The following is a 15,622-nucleotide window of genomic DNA, read 5'->3' on the forward strand; positions in this document are numbered from 1 at the left end:
TAGTTAATAATATCATTTATATTAATAATAACCAGTATAATGTCAGCGTACATCGAACATCTGATTTATCCCAATTGCTCACAAAAAATCTAATTGAAAATCCAATTATCAACGAATTTATTTTACCGAATGGTGATGTAAATTATTTACAATTCGATGATGTTTTAGATGTTGATTTAGCTAAATTATTATTGCCAAAGCATAGATTGATTTTTGGAAATGATCAGTTATTATTTATCAATGAATCTTTTGTTGCATCTTTTTTAAAACCCCAAAACAAGTATTCATTTCAAAAATTAAGTAATAAATTTCCCTCATTAGATTTACCAATTAATTCTAAAAGATCAGCGAAATTCATTCAGGATGAGAATTATTATAATTATCCTCAAAATATATCAAGAAGTTTTGCATACTATTTAAACTTATTCGATAACGATAGTTTATATGAACAGTTAAATAATTATTTAATTGATTTAAATGGAATAAAGCTACCTCAAATTAATAATGTGATAAATCCAATTTTAATAACTGGCACACAAGAAAATGAAGAGCAAATAATTTATCTTTACCTTTTATCAGAACAATATGATTTTTTAGATAAGATAATATTAAAAAATTATTATGGCGCAACAAGAGATGAGGCAACAAATATGTATCCAGCCGGTTTTGGGGGTTACAATATAGACAAAAACTATTCCATTGAACGCCAACAACGCTTTGAAGATGAAACAATAGAAATACAACATTTTCAAATTACAAAAGAAGGAAAGTTTCAAGAAATACCGGTTACGTCTAATTGCTATAGCAAATGGGCTACTAAAGATCCAAATAAACATTCGGCTAGAAGTCTTTTGTTAACAAGTAAGCAAGCTAATAATTATTTACGTTTTGAGGGTGGTCAATTAGAAGAGCTTGATAGTGCGACATTAACTTTAAACGCTAATGAAAAAAAACTTTGTGTTAATTATCAACAAGTTTATCCGGTAAACTTTGGTAAGACTAATTCAAAACAATTTTTTGATAATGAGGCATTATATCAACAGCAAGTAGAAAATTTTAAAAAATATCACATTGATATCAGTAACGAATTGGAATATGCCACATTTGAAAATATTGATGAACTACCTATAGCTAAATTTTTATTAAATGGCAATCAAGCCATTTATATGAACAATACATTATTTATTGTAGGTAAAGATTATTTTGTGGCTTACAGACAACCAAAAAAAGAGGAGTTAGTGTATACGCAATAGCACAAAGGTATTAATGATTTGCCATGAAACGAGCATTAGCAGATGGATTACTGGAAAGTGAAAAGACAATCATATTAGTTGAAAAAGAGGCCCAATTAGTTAAAGCTGCTAAACTAGCAGGTTGTTTAAGCCCTGGCGTGGGGATTCATTTTACCGATAATACCGAAAACTACTATATTAAAATCAATCCGGTCTATACCTTTAATCTTCCCGCAAGATTTTTTTATACTTCAAACGCGCAGTCAGTATTCGGCACGGAGATTGACAAGGTAGTTAATGGTATTAATGGAAAAATACCGGCGAAAAAAGACGCATCGCAATCGTACATCTTAACGGCGAGCGAGAAAAAGTATTTAATGCTAATGTACCATTCACGTTATCCTGAATTAACCGAGGAAGATATCCCCGATAAAGTTGAGTTAGTTAGTGGCGGAAAAGAACAAGATACGAGGCTACCGAGCGTCTATTCTGAGCCTGCGAATAATGAGGATTTTTTTACAATTCGTTTTATGCTTGAAAACAAGCCGTACTGGATAGAATTAGATAATGTATTACACCTTCAAGGCGAAGATGGTCAACTCAATTCAAGCGCAAGTTATTGGCATGATTTTCCGTTATCATTAGCGAACATCCCTACAGAGGAAGACAAAAATACGGTATTAAGCTCACGCACCCTATCGCTCAATGCATTAGCGCATGACGGCTTGATAGCGATAGATGAAGACAACACAACATGGGTAAAAGTGACAGCACTGGATAAGCAAAGCCTAATGATACACGGTTGGGTCAATATAAAAGACAATGCGCAAGCACATATCAAACGGTGTAGCCCATGGCACTGGCCTGGGTTTGAAACGATAGAAGAAAAAGCCTCGATAGGTGAATTATCTAACAAGATTGGCAAAAATAAAGTGGCGAAATTGGATTTAGAAGATTACACGCCAGCGATGCACGCATTACACCAAATTTTGACAGGAACACTGATATATTCAACACAACGAAAAAAAGGTCTACCGCCACCTACTTTTACAGAAAGGGATTTAAAGGAAGCGCTACGCAGAAGTTGGGCCGCAGAGCTGATAGGGCATTTACTGGTAAAATATGAAAGTGAATGGTATGCCGATGAGGCATTAAGCAAATGGAACGAAGTTGATGAACTGTTTGAAGAAGAGAGACAACAGAAAAAAGAGATGATTGAAGCAGGCTTAAATGAGCTCGGCATCACCCAACCTTACCTACGTGATTATGTCTTCAAGTTGGTGGACGAAGCGTTTAAATATATTCAAACTAATTGGAAAATAGAAAAAGAGCAACGCATTAAACCGTCACTGTGGTGGAAAGAAGTGGCACAAGCACAAGCTCAAAACCCAACCGCAAACACTGATGCCAATACGCCTAAACTGTCCAATCTATCCGCAGACGGCAAGGCGTGGTTTATTCATCCCGTGGCAATGGTGGATTATTTTAAAATAATTGAAAAAAAGAAGTGTTGGGCAGAAAGTCCGTTTGCTTTATTATTAGGAAAAGTAGAATCCAATAATGATTATTCAGCTTATAACCAAACCAAACCAAACCAAAATTAAGGGCTTTTTTTAATACTAACTTGACCTCTATGACAATAGAAGAATTAATTGATAAGCAGACAAAAAGGGAAATATTTGCTGCAGGACGTTTTCAAATAATTCCACAAACTTTAAAAGCTGCTGTAGCTTATTTAAAGTTAGATTTATCACTGAAATATAATAAAGAAACACAAGATACTTTATTTGAAGAATATTTAATAAAAATTAAAAGAAAAAACATAATAAAATATTTAGAACATAATGGTGATATTGAAGATGCAATTTATGATTGGGCTAAAGAGTTTGCATCAGCTGGGGTACGTAAAGGTAAAGCAATAAGTGGAGGACGAGTTGCTGCTTTTGAAGGTTCATCATACTACCAAGGTGATGGATTAAATTCGGCTCATATACTTCCAGATCAAATGGTTGAAGCATTGAGAGAATCAAAAAACGGAAATTGGAGATAAATATGAAAATATTTAAGTATTCTATTTTATGTTTTATTCTGTTTTCAACTAGTTATACTTGCATAGCTCAAGAGAAAGAGCATATTAACTTAAATTTTAACGATTTTACTATTAAAACTAAAACAAAAATAAAAATAAAAAATGCAAACTTTGCTTATCATTATTTAGTAAAGGTCTATGGATGTGGCGGTGGTGCTATTTGCGGAGAAATTAGCAACTTACTATCAAACAAAGTTATTGGTTTACCTAATGCTTATTTAATAGAAGATGAAAATGGAGAAAACGAGTTTTTAATAGAATATCATTTAGATAGTAGCTTGATTGTTATTTCTGGAATAATAGCAGATCCTGATGAAAATGAAGATAAAAACGGTTACAGAAAAAGATACTATAATTTTATTAATGATCAACTAGTGTTAATTAGTTCAATAAAAGAGGATTAGCGCAATAGTTTTTGCTTAATCTGACATTTAAGTTATTTTATAACCAAAAAGTAGCCATGCCATTGAAATTAATTCTAAGCAAACAAAAAATATAGACCATTATTAATTATTGATGATCGCATTATTTATATGTTGCATTTAGAATATTATTCAGGTGAAAACGCTTTAGATTTGAAAAATCCATTCACCAATAGAGCAAACTTACCATACCAGAAGTGTGCAGGTTTATTAGACCCTCTAATTATTAAAAGAAGGGTACAGTAACAGCTTTGGGCTGACCCTGAATAATTAGGAATAAAAGTATGAAAAATATTATATTAAAAATCTTATTATTAATTTTATTATCACAAGTTGTTTATGCATCAGATTTTGATTCAAATAACAATTATTATAGATTAATCAATGAGAAATTAACTCCTGAAACAGACAAAAACATAAAAAAATCATTAAGTAATTTGATTATAGATAATCAGCAAAAGATAACATTTTTAGGTTGCGATTTTAAAGAATTAACTGGAAGTGAAGGCGATATAAATAATGAATTAAATAAACATAATTTTTTTAAAAATTATAGTGATGAATTAAAAGAATATCATCTAACCACTACTAATTTCGCTAAAATTTATACAAATGATAGAGATAGTTTATCAGAAATTTGTAACCGTAATGATTACATGAATATTATCCAACTTGATAACAATGAATTAATGGTTACTTATAAAAAACAATTAGTTTTTTACCAACGGTTACCAGAACAAGAAGAGAAAAACCTTAATAATTATTATAGTAATACAAAATGTATTGCATTAGAACAAGTTGATATGAGTTATACGGATATTTGCTATTATAACAATATGACTATTTTGGATGTTTATAATGCAATGAGTTTTGATCTTGATAAGGTATTTAGAAAGAAAATTAAAGTGGGCGAAAATTTCTCTGTTAACTATGAGGACCGAGATGTGGATATTGATTACAAATGGTATGGTAAAAATAAACTAGAAATTACTCAATATTTTCAAGGAGGCATAACAACTTATACTTTTATTTATCAGAACGGTAAAACAAAATTAATAACAGTTCTCTCTCCTGATTAATTATAAAAAATAAGAAAGATAAAACTTAGCACACATAGAACTCTTTACCTGTGATGATTTACCTGAATTTATCAATAATATCTGAGTATTAGCAGATAAATCACCAGAAAGAAAAAAGACAATTTTGTTAGTAGAATGAGACGCAAAACTAATTCAAGCATCTAAACCAACTGGTTTTTTACCAGCAAGGTCGGGGGGATAAAATTTGTCAGGGATACGAGTCATTATTACGTTAAAGTCAAACCAAAATATACATTGTGGTTATTAGCAAACACTTGATCACGTATGTAATCGTTTTAAAAGTGAAAGGTGATGATTTGCGCGCATCTCGAAACGATTATACGTTGGAGTTTTCAGGAAAAGGAAAAAATGAGTTTATACAAGCGAGCGATTTTGATATAAACAGTGATTATTTTTATATTCGATATTGCCATTTACATGAAGATCTAAAAGTATCTGGAATACAAAAAGGTACCAAAGTTAAAGCTGGTGATCATATCGGTTATACATCCGACACAGGAAATTCGAAAGGGCTTCCTAATACTCATTTACATTTAGAAATTGCTATGAATATTGATAATAATATATCTCTAGAGAAAAATGAAAAAGATCCTCAAAAAAGAAAATTAGGCTATAAGATACCCCCTGATTTTTTTGTCAATTTAAATCATATAGATATAGACGATCAAACAGAAACGGTAATAAATGGTAAGAAGTATTATATTCAAAAATAAAGGTAGAAATACATGAACAGAATAAAATATTTATTAATAATAATCCTATTGCTACCGCAGTTAGCTCAATCTATCTATCGTGTATATACTGGAAATATAGGTGATAGAAAAGTAGAAATTTATATGTATGCTATCTCTGACGATGATTTTCACATTATTTGCGTTGATAATGAAACACACGAAATTACATACTTAGGATTACCTAAAAGAATAGATGATAACTATTATTTTAAAAACTATTCTATTAATTTAAAAGATAACATAAATTCGTTGATTATAAAAAACTTTGATTTTAGCGAAAATCAAACAAAATCCCAAAACGATTTTTTAATAGGATCTTTAAATGAATTTGGTGATTTTAAGTTGAAAAAAGTTTTTGAATATAATTTAGCATGGCCGTGGGATGACAAAGATAAAGTAAAAGAAAAAGATGCTGAGAGAATATTTAATGACACTGAATTTAAAAATGTTGAATTTTTACAAATGAATTCAACCAAAGAATTCTATTTTAAAGTTTTAATATCTAAAGAGAGGAAAGGAGAAATTACAATCACAGGAGTTAACGTATATAGTAAAAAGAACGGCAAGTTAGTACAGACAATTAATAATATAAAAGGTTATGGTTTTTTTGCTTTTAATGCGATTCAAATAGGCGATTTTGATTTTGATGGTAATGAAAATGATTTTTTACTTGCTGATGGCGAAGCACATGCGGCTAATGTCCCACAAACCTATTACATTTATGATGGATTGCAAAATAAATTTATTGATCCTAATTTAGAAGGATATACCATTCGTTTTGATTCAGAAAAAAAAATCGCGACTAGTACTAAAACTTGCGGTAATGAATTTATAGATCCAACAAGTATCACCATAAATAAAATGTATTATTTTAATGAAAACACTAAAAAATATAATTATTTAGATCAATATTGTATTGCTTATGATAATAAAAAGTTTTTTCAAAAAAAGTGTACTAAAAAAGAAAGACAAGATTGTGAAAAGGCGGTCGTAGAGGTCGGTGATGAGCCATAATCAAATGAATAGAAATTTATTTTTTATAAAGAACAATTCAATCTTGCCTCCTAAATTTATTGCTCATTAGTGGTTAAAATGAAACGCTAATATTAAAATATAGTTAAGCCCAAAGAAGCACTTTATAGACGAAAAAAGGGAAAATAATCTAAAAGTGAGGTTGGAATGATTTGTATAAAAAGAATGGTTTTTACCATGGTGTTTTTTTCTAATTTTGTATTTGCAAATTATAGTATTTATGAAGGCACTATAGATAAGTATAAAGTAGAATTCTATTTTGATGCCTTTTATAAGGATGACATTAATATTATCTATATAGATAATAAAACCTATGAACCCAAACAACTTAATAGTACTAATAAATATCAAAATGACAAAAGTATAATATTTAACATTCCTGAAACAAACTTTAGCACATCGAGCATAGATACTATCGTAATAAAAAATATTGATTTTGATGAGGATAGCACCATTATTTTTAATAAAACATTAGAATGTGAGTCAAAATTATATGGCACATTTAAATTAAATAAAAAATTTGACTATGATTTTAAAACACATGTTAATGCTGTTGACCATAATTTAAAACTAGAGAAAAATGTGGAATTTAATAATGTAGAAATTATACAACGAGAATCTACTAAAGATTATTACTTTAAAACTATTATTTCCAAGAAGAAAGGTGAATTTTTACAAGTTGTCGGGATCAATATTTACAGGAAAAAGGATGGTAGTTTATTTCAAACAATCAATAATCTGAAAGATTTTGGTTTTCTTTCTTTCACTAGTATAAATACAGATAGAGATGCTAATTTTGATGGTAAAGATAATGATTTTTACATTTCTAAAACTACAGAAAGCCTTAATGAAAGAAATATCATTGACGCTTATTACTCTTATGATAAGAAACAAGATAAATTTGTTTATCTAAACTTAACAGGTCGTTTTATTGCTTTTGATTCTGAAAAAAAGACAGCAGAGAAAGTAAAATATTGCCCTAAAGATTACTTTAATCATGTCATTTTAACTGATTTATATCAATATACAGATAAAAAAAAATACACTTTATCAAATTCTGAATGTAAGTTTGAAAAGAAATCCGAGGATAATAATAAATTGTTATTTACTCGCCAATGCAATAATGAAGAAAGAAAATTTTGTATCAATGCTAGCGAATTATTAATCGATGATTATTTTGATTAAATATGGTTTTATTAATAAATACAATAAAATTATTTATTAGTGATAACTTTTCTTTACTAGCTAACATAGGCTATATATCGATTTGACAATGGAAATATGGGTGACAAAGAAATAGAATTTCAGATAGAAGAAGCTATAGGTTACATCATCCATAATGTCAGCCAATCCGAACGTTTTGACAAGCCTAAAAAAATCCCTTTATCTAACATGAAGCGAGTGTTAAATAGTGAATTACCACCATTAGCTCATTGGATAATTTACCCAAAGCAACACCGTCTACTTTCCACGCACGGTATTACTTGACACATCGGGGGATGAGAGTTTAATGGCGGTCGATGATGCTAACCCTATTCGGTATGGCGTTATATTCAGGCATTGAATCAACAAGGGGTACTGATACAAGGTTGGGTATGTAACTACCCCCCTAAAATAGTACAGCAAAAAAGTAGAAAATTCTCTATGATAAAAGTAAAAGAGGATTCAATTATGAAAAAAATGACTGAACATCAAATCGTAGCTATTTTAAAAGAAGCTGAAGCGGGTATTCCCGTTAAAGAGCTGTGCCGTAAATAGGACATGGGTAATTCAACTTTTTATAAATGGCGAGAAAAATATGGCGGTATGGAAACTTCGGATATCAAACGTCTAAAAGAACTCGAAGCGGAAAACCGCAAGCTTAAGCAGATGTTTGCCGAACTGAGCTTAAAATCCCAGCTTCAGGAAGAAATCATAAAAAAGCTTTAGTGCCCGCAAAGGTACGTAAAACGTGGGCGCAGCAACTACAAAAAAATCATTTAGTTACTATTGCTATGAGCTGTGCCATTGTTGGCTTAAGCCGTTGTGCTTACTATTACCAACCTAAGTTTCAGGATGATTCCGTGATTATTTCGGTGTTGAATACTGTCACAGACCGGCATTTACGCTGGGGCTTTCCTAAATGTTTTAATCGTATCAGAAAGCTGAGATATCAATAGAACCATAAACCTGTTTATCGGGTGTATTGTGAGTTGAACCTTAATATTAGGGCTAAACGTAAAAAACGTATCCCCCACGAACACAAGAAAAGCTATTGGTGCCTAATAAACAAGGTGAATGTTGGTCAATGGATTTTATGAGTGACAGTAGCCGTAATCAACGTCGCTTTAGGACATTCAATGTCATCGATGACTTTAACCGTGAGGCGTTAGGTATTGATATTGCAGTAAGCTTACCAGCAGGAAGGATTACCCGTTACTTAGATAAACTGGACGAATATCATGGGTATCCATTAAAAATACGGGTCGATAATGGGCCAGAATTTACAGGAAAAACCTTTATAAACTGGGCTAAATCACATGATATAACCATTGATTATATCCAACCCGGTAGCCCATATCAAAATGGCTATATTGAACGATTTAATCGTACCTATCGTACTGAAGTACTCGATTTATATCTTTTTAACAACTTAGCGCAAGCAAGGAGAATAACCGAAGAATGGTTAACGATTTATAACACCGAAAGACCGCATGAAGCATTAAATAACATGACACCGATTGAGTATAAAACACTAAAACAAGCAGCATGATTTTCTACGTGAGTTGTGTACTAAGTTTGGAGTATTTACAGTAGCCACTATCGCAATTATCATCTTTGACGATAATGCGTTGCAAAAATGGTTAGATCGTTGCTGCTTTAGTAAAGATGCCAAACGTGATCAATGTAATGAGCTAACCAAGGATCTAAGTGCGTTTTTATCCAGCAGTTCAGGGGACATTTTAATGTATATAACCTATTTTTACGTAAAATATGTAGAAAAACATTGGTGAAATATTAACTTCATAATAAATATTATAACGTTATAATATATACGATAAATGTAATTAAAAGAAAAAGTGAATTGGCAATTACTGATTATTCGTTATCTGGTTTTAGGAAATTATCAATTAAGATTTATTGTTGTGAGCAAACGCCAATACTAAAAACTCTTGATAACGCGTTATTGTGGGCGTAATGCAGATAACGATTATGATGTTTTTTGGACTAGTGGAATAACAAAAGATGAAAACAAAGCAATATTGGTTTACTTAAATCATATGAGTTTTAAATTGAAGCGTATTTTTTAAGTTGATAGCTAAATTGGTTGTACTAGGAATTGCGTCGGTGGCGGTTAATCGCATTAGCGGTTAAAAATGTATTGGAAAGTAAAAATAAACAGCTTGTAGTAGTAGCATCCCCCCCCAAATTACTATTCTGGTTGTACCATATCCACAATTAAGCTAAAAGGTGAATCTTAGAATAAAAAATTACATATAAAGATCGAATGATTTATCAAGGCTAGATAGGGAATTGCTTTTTCAATCCAGAGAAGGGCGTTAACGTGATTTTTGAATAACGAAATGATCATCATAAGCTATTATAAAATAGCTAATTTTAATATGCTTATATGAGCTTAGTGGTAAAATAAGTGATTTGATGTATAGCTTTAAATTTTTTGTGATTAACATTTTTGCTTATTATTGTTGTTATGAGTGTATTATTTTATCCACATATGAAGTACATGATATTATCAATTTAAGCAATCAATATTTTGGATTTATTGGTTTCTTATAGCATTACTATTGGTGGTTATATTGGTATGTTTATAACATTAAAAGGCAATTATAAAATAAAGGCAAAAATGCTTAAGTAAAGATTTAAAGGCCTAAGCGGGGGAAGACGTAAAAAATTAATGCAAGGCAATTGACCAATAAAAAGTTAGAAAATTAGGCCACCAAAGAAAGATTAAAATTGGTGAAAATTAACCTGTAACTAAATATTTATCAAATAATTATGATGCAAATTTTTACTATTAAAAAGAATATATAGGAAAAGTGTTATACAGATATGAGTGTTTAAATTATTAAATAAAATAGAAGAGTAAGCAAAGATGTGATCATGGCATAAATAGCCAACCTATCTGGCTTTATCTGTTCTAGGCGATGATTTTTTGAAAAACAATGGTATAGAAATTTGTCATATGAAGTTATAATTTAGTCAAACCTAACATGTTACATATAAATCAATAATCATATTAGTAACAAACATAAAAAATTAAGGAATAAAAACAATGGGAAAAAATGTGGTTCGATTAGGTGACCCAACAACACATGGTGGGTCTGTAATATCTGCATCTTCAACGGCAATCATTGAAGGCAAACCAGTTGCTTTAATTGGTGATCTTGTAAGTTGCCCTAAAAAGGGACATGGTATAAATAAAATTATCGAAGGGGCTAAAATGAGCCTTTTTGATGGTAAAGCTGTAGTTATTGATCAATGTTTATGTGAATGTGGCTGTAAAGTGCTTTCTACAATTAGCTCAGCGGTAATGGAATAAATATTATGTCTTGGCCTAAACCTACTGTTATTGATCCGCTAGAAGCACCAAAAGCATTACATCTTGGAAGATGGTTATTCTTTTTTATCCTATTAATTCTCATTACAGGCATTGTGCTTGCATTAATGTGGCCTGATAAAAACTCTTTTTTGCAATGGACGTTTTGGTTAAGTATTGCATTTATTTCGGCAGCAATAGGAAGCATTGCTGTTAGTGTTCGGTTTTATCTTTATGGTCTTGCGCAAGAAGAATATGAAATATGGCAACTTGAGCAAAAACAAATTGAACAAAATTGGCAAGAGTGGGCAATGCAATCATTAATTGTTCTTAATAGTTTTTATGCTTTACCGAGTAAAATCAGCATAGACGATATTATGGAGAATAGTCAAAATCTGACTTCTCATGCAAATAAACCGTTAATTTTTAATGATGATTTTGATATGGCTGGATGTGTTGAAAGCTTATTTTCTTCAATGCAAGATGTATTATCTTTACTTTCTCCGAAAGAATTTATCAATATTATCGTTTACTCGTCACCTGAATCATATGGTCTTTCTGAAAAAGATATCGATGTTGCTTATAAAAATGCAAAAATTAAACAACCTTATACGATGTCTTATCAGATTATGAGTCAAGTAGATACTGACAAGTTAATTGAGCGGATAGAAAGCCCTCAATCCTCCATACAATTAATCATTATCAATAATACTGGCTCATCGGGTTCTGCTTTCATATGTGCTTTTTTATTTACTGATAAAAAATACTATCAAGATTTAGCTATTGATATTGGCAAAAACGAAATTTTACGACCTATGATAACTCAAGATATGCCGATAGGCATTCAGCAGATGGCTGAAATGCAATCAGTAATTCATCAGGTAAAACAACTTTGGTTTTCTAATTTAGATAAAAAACAAGAAGTTAATGTTGCTAAACAGTTGGCGGAATGGGATATATCTCCTGAACTGATGTATCACTTAGAAAATATTGCTGGTAATCAAACTGAGCTATCTTACTGGCTTTCATTGGTATTGGCATGTGAAATGGTAACTAAAACAAAACAAAATAATTTAATTGCTGCAATGAACCATAATCAATGGTTATTTTCAGTTGTGACAACAATAGATAGGGAGTCGTAAATGAAAAATAAATGGAAATGGATTGGCTTAATTTTTATTATATTATTGATTGCACTATTGTTAGCGTTAGGGCTCTTTTTTTGGGGGGATTGGTTTGGCTATGCAACAGTAAGAGAAAAATCTCAATTATGGATACAAGGGATGTTATTGTTATTTGGTTTACTGCTAACCCCTATTCTTATTACAAATAGCTATAAATTGTGGGCAAAAGACAAAACTAAGCGTGAATCTCTCAATCCCGTCAAAAATAAAAAACCAAAAGAGCCACAGCCATTTGCTGAATTTTTGGATATTAAAAAACAGTGTAGATATCGTTTAGGACCATTTTGGCGTTATAAAATTTGCAAATGTTTAGTATTAGGTTTTCATTCCGACGTTGAGCTTTTGTTACCTAATTTACCAAAAGATCAGTGGCAGTTGTGCGATAATACGTTAATGGTATACGGTGGTGATATTCAAGATGAGCCAAATATACCGTGGTTGCAAGCCTTAAAAAAGCATTTTTCGCGTATTTTGCCATTTTTTACTAAACCAATAGATGCTGTTGTTTGGGTTACACCTAAACAGTACCTTGATAATAATCGCCGGCAACAATTATTGCTCGAAAAGGCTGTACTAAAATTACAAGCTCGCAATAAGGCTTTAAAATGGTGTCCGCCACTTTATTTAGTTGCAGGACAACAAAGCCAATGGTCACAAAAAGGGCGAATAGAACAAAGTGTTGGTTTGCTTTTTACTGAATTAAAACAAGAGGCAATGGAGCCGGTTGTTGTATCTCTTAATCAATTAGCTCAAGAATGCAGCCAACGAGGCGTGAGACAAATCAAAGATAATACCAATTATTCGTTTTTACTCAAATTAAGCCAAGACTTGGTTAAGCGCGATATTTCTAATATTAAGCGTTATTTGACTTCTTTGATTTCCTTTCCTTATTCTCCGAATGTTCGTGGGCTTTTTTTTACTCCTCACCAATCACAGACCCATGAAGAAACGTCTATTTTTGAACATTCCTTAGCAATGACTCCGACATGGCAATCTATTCGAGATGATGCCAACGCACAAATGGGTCGGCGAATGGGGATACAATGGGATATTTGGTCCTGTTATGCTGTAATTTCATTTATGGGAATAATGTGTATAGCACTATGTACTTCATATTTTCGAAATGCATCTCTCATTGATGATAGTTTTGAGCTTGTAAAGCAAGCGGACGGTTCGATTAAGAAAGATTATACCTCACGGTTACAGATACAGCATCAGTTACAACAACATCTAGAACAGTTACTTTATCGCCAAGAAAAAGGCGCTCCTTTATTTTATCGTTTTGGTTTAAATCATAATGATGAAGTGCTTAAAAGAATGTGGCTTACCTATCGTGCAACTAACTCACGTAATATTGCAACGCCACTTCATAATATCATGACTGACTATTTGACTTTATTAACCGAATTACCGCCTGGTGATTCTAGAAGGGAAAAATTGGTCGATTCAGCATATGATGTGTTAAAAGCCTATTTAATGATGGGTCGCCCAGATAAGAGCGATGGGCTTTATTTGAGTGAATTTGCCACAAAAAAATGGCGTACGCCAGAAGGTGTGAGTGATGGTGATTGGCAAAGGTTGATGCCCGACTTAGTTCGCTTTTGGGGGCAAATGCTTAACCTACACCCTAATTGGGCACAAAATAATGATGCGCGTTTAGTTAAAGATGTTAGGCAAATTTTAATTAATAAAATTGGTGTGCAAAATGCACTTAATACTCTTTATCAAGAATTGATTCAGCGAGCGAGCCAACATTATGCAAATCAAAATTTGAATCAGTTACTTGAAGGCTTAGACAGCCAAATGCTGTTTTCAACCGATGTTGAAATACCCGGCGTTTATACCCGCAAAGCTTGGGATGACACCATTAAAAGCGAAATTGCTGAAATGGCAAAATATCGCAAAGAACAAATTGACTGGGTGTTGAGTGATGGAGAAAGCGATTTAACTGCTTCGATTTCTCCTGATACGTTAAAAAAACAACTTACCGATCGGTATTTTAGTGAGTATGGTGCTGCATGGCAATATTTTCTAAATACGATACAATGGCATTCATCTAATAATGTTTCAGATGTTATTGAACAACTTACCTTACTTGCTGATACTCGGCAGTCCCCTTTAATTGCTCTAATTAATGTGGTCAAATATCAGTCTGAAGTGGCGTATTCGGGGGACGGGTTATCAGATAACTTAATTCGTTCAGCGCAAGAACTGATTGGGAATAAATCAAAAACAGGATTACCGATAAATAACGAAGCGTCAGGGCCGTTAACTGCTACATTTTCACCGGTTACTAGCTTGCTTAATAGTAAAAATACCGATGGGCTTTCTTTACAAACTTACTTATTACGTATTACACAAGTTCGCTTAAAATTACAAAATATAGCTAATAGTGCCGACCCTCAGGCCATGATGCAAGGATTAGCAAAAAGTGTTTTTAAAGGTACTTCAATTGATTTAACCGAAACACGAGATTATGGTAATTTAATTGCTGCTAATTTAGGTGAAGAGTGGTCAGGATTTGGTTATAGCCTATTTAAACAACCATTAGAACAATCTTGGCAAGTGGTGTTAGCACCCGCAGCCAATAGCTTTAATGAGGTTTGGCAAAATTATATTGTTAGCCAATGGGAAAAATCTTTTGCAGGGCGTTATCCTTTTAAAAATAGTGGTAACGAGGCATCATTAGCTGAACTTGCACGTTTTTTGCGTGCCGATACAGGCCTTATTGATAATTTTATTACCAGTGAACTAAGTGGCGTATTAGAAAAGAAAGGGGGAAGCTGGGTTGTTAACTCTGTAAATGCTCAAGGCCTTAACTTTTCGCCTAAATTTCTTGATACATTAAAATTATTTAATGAAATATCGGCAGAATTACTTGCAACAGGGGATGTGGCTTTGTCATTTGATCTGATGCCACGTAGTGGTAACAAAATTGCGCGGACCGAATTGTTGATTAACAAACAAAAAATAGATTATTTTAATCAAACCCCTACATGGAAGCGCTTCAATTGGCCTGGTGATGGATACTCATCTTACTCACAATTAAGCTGGAGTAGTGATACCTCAGGACTACGACTTTATCAATATCATGGCGGTGATTGGGCATGGATTCGTTTGCTTGAGTCTGCATCTGTTAAACCGTTAGATTCAAGTCGCTATGAACTTATTTGGAAAACGCCTGATCACCGTAAGTTAAAATTCATTTTACGTACTCAGTTAGGTGGTGGGCCATTAACGTTATTGAAGTTGCGTAATTTTACTTTACCGAAAACGGTATTTGAATAACGAT

Annotated in this window: 12 protein-coding genes and 1 pseudogene; all 13 read left to right on the forward strand. The window is 32.2% G+C overall.

The annotated features are described in order from the left end of the window. Positions 1 to 1,253, forward strand: a 1,253-nt coding sequence (locus A9G47_RS14280; RefSeq protein WP_176700683.1) for a hypothetical protein, incomplete at its 5' end; no start/stop codon positions are given. Between the two features lie 23 nt (positions 1,254 to 1,276). Next, positions 1,277 to 2,836: a hypothetical protein gene (locus A9G47_RS08440; RefSeq protein ID WP_065642686.1), complete on the forward strand. Its 1,560-nt coding sequence runs from the start codon at positions 1,277 to 1,279 to the stop codon at positions 2,834 to 2,836. A gap of 29 nt (positions 2,837 to 2,865) precedes the next feature. After that, entirely contained in the window at positions 2,866 to 3,282 is a 417-nt protein-coding gene (locus A9G47_RS08445) for a hypothetical protein (protein WP_065642687.1), read from the forward strand. A 2-nt stretch (positions 3,283 to 3,284) separates the two neighbouring features. After that, positions 3,285 to 3,725: a hypothetical protein gene (locus A9G47_RS08450; RefSeq protein ID WP_065568033.1), complete on the forward strand. Its 441-nt coding sequence runs from the start codon at positions 3,285 to 3,287 to the stop codon at positions 3,723 to 3,725. Between the two features lie 302 nt (positions 3,726 to 4,027). Next, a complete protein-coding gene (locus tag A9G47_RS08455; RefSeq protein ID WP_065568032.1) occupies positions 4,028 to 4,822 on the forward strand; it encodes a hypothetical protein in 795 nt (264 codons plus the stop codon). 302 nt (positions 4,823 to 5,124) lie between these two features. Next, the gene (locus A9G47_RS08460) at positions 5,125 to 5,556 is read left to right on the forward strand and encodes a M23 family metallopeptidase (protein WP_065642688.1); all 432 of its coding nucleotides are present in this window, start codon (positions 5,125 to 5,127) and stop codon (positions 5,554 to 5,556) included. A 12-nt stretch (positions 5,557 to 5,568) separates the two neighbouring features. After that, positions 5,569 to 6,591: a hypothetical protein gene (locus tag A9G47_RS08465; protein WP_065642689.1), complete on the forward strand. Its 1,023-nt coding sequence runs from the start codon at positions 5,569 to 5,571 to the stop codon at positions 6,589 to 6,591. Positions 6,592 to 6,756: 165 nt separating this feature from the next. Continuing rightward, positions 6,757 to 7,794 carry a hypothetical protein gene (locus A9G47_RS08470; protein ID WP_141674843.1) on the forward strand — a complete coding sequence of 346 codons (1,038 nt, stop codon included), beginning with the start codon at positions 6,757 to 6,759 and terminating at the stop codon, positions 7,792 to 7,794. 96 nt (positions 7,795 to 7,890) lie between these two features. Beyond that, positions 7,891 to 8,097 (forward strand): hypothetical protein, encoded by a 207-nt coding sequence (locus A9G47_RS08475; RefSeq protein WP_065642691.1) that lies wholly within the window; start codon positions 7,891 to 7,893, stop codon positions 8,095 to 8,097. A gap of 183 nt (positions 8,098 to 8,280) precedes the next feature. Next, positions 8,281 to 9,361, forward strand: a pseudogene (locus tag A9G47_RS08485) (IS3 family transposase). 1,521 nt (positions 9,362 to 10,882) lie between these two features. Further along, on the forward strand, positions 10,883 to 11,149 hold the full coding sequence (locus tag A9G47_RS08490) for a PAAR domain-containing protein (RefSeq protein WP_065567186.1): 267 nt from the start codon (positions 10,883 to 10,885) through the stop codon (positions 11,147 to 11,149). Between the two features lie 5 nt (positions 11,150 to 11,154). Next, a complete protein-coding gene (locus A9G47_RS08495) occupies positions 11,155 to 12,288 on the forward strand; it encodes a hypothetical protein (RefSeq protein WP_065642692.1) in 1,134 nt (377 codons plus the stop codon). Continuing rightward, positions 12,289 to 15,618: an ImcF-related family protein gene (locus A9G47_RS08500; RefSeq protein ID WP_065642693.1), complete on the forward strand. Its 3,330-nt coding sequence runs from the start codon at positions 12,289 to 12,291 to the stop codon at positions 15,616 to 15,618. It begins immediately after the preceding gene. Positions 15,619 to 15,622 lie beyond the last annotated feature (4 nt).

It is taken from the genome of Gilliamella sp. WF3-4 (assembly GCF_001690275.1).
In the GTDB taxonomy this organism is placed as follows: domain Bacteria; phylum Pseudomonadota; class Gammaproteobacteria; order Enterobacterales; family Orbaceae; genus Gilliamella; species Gilliamella apicola_C.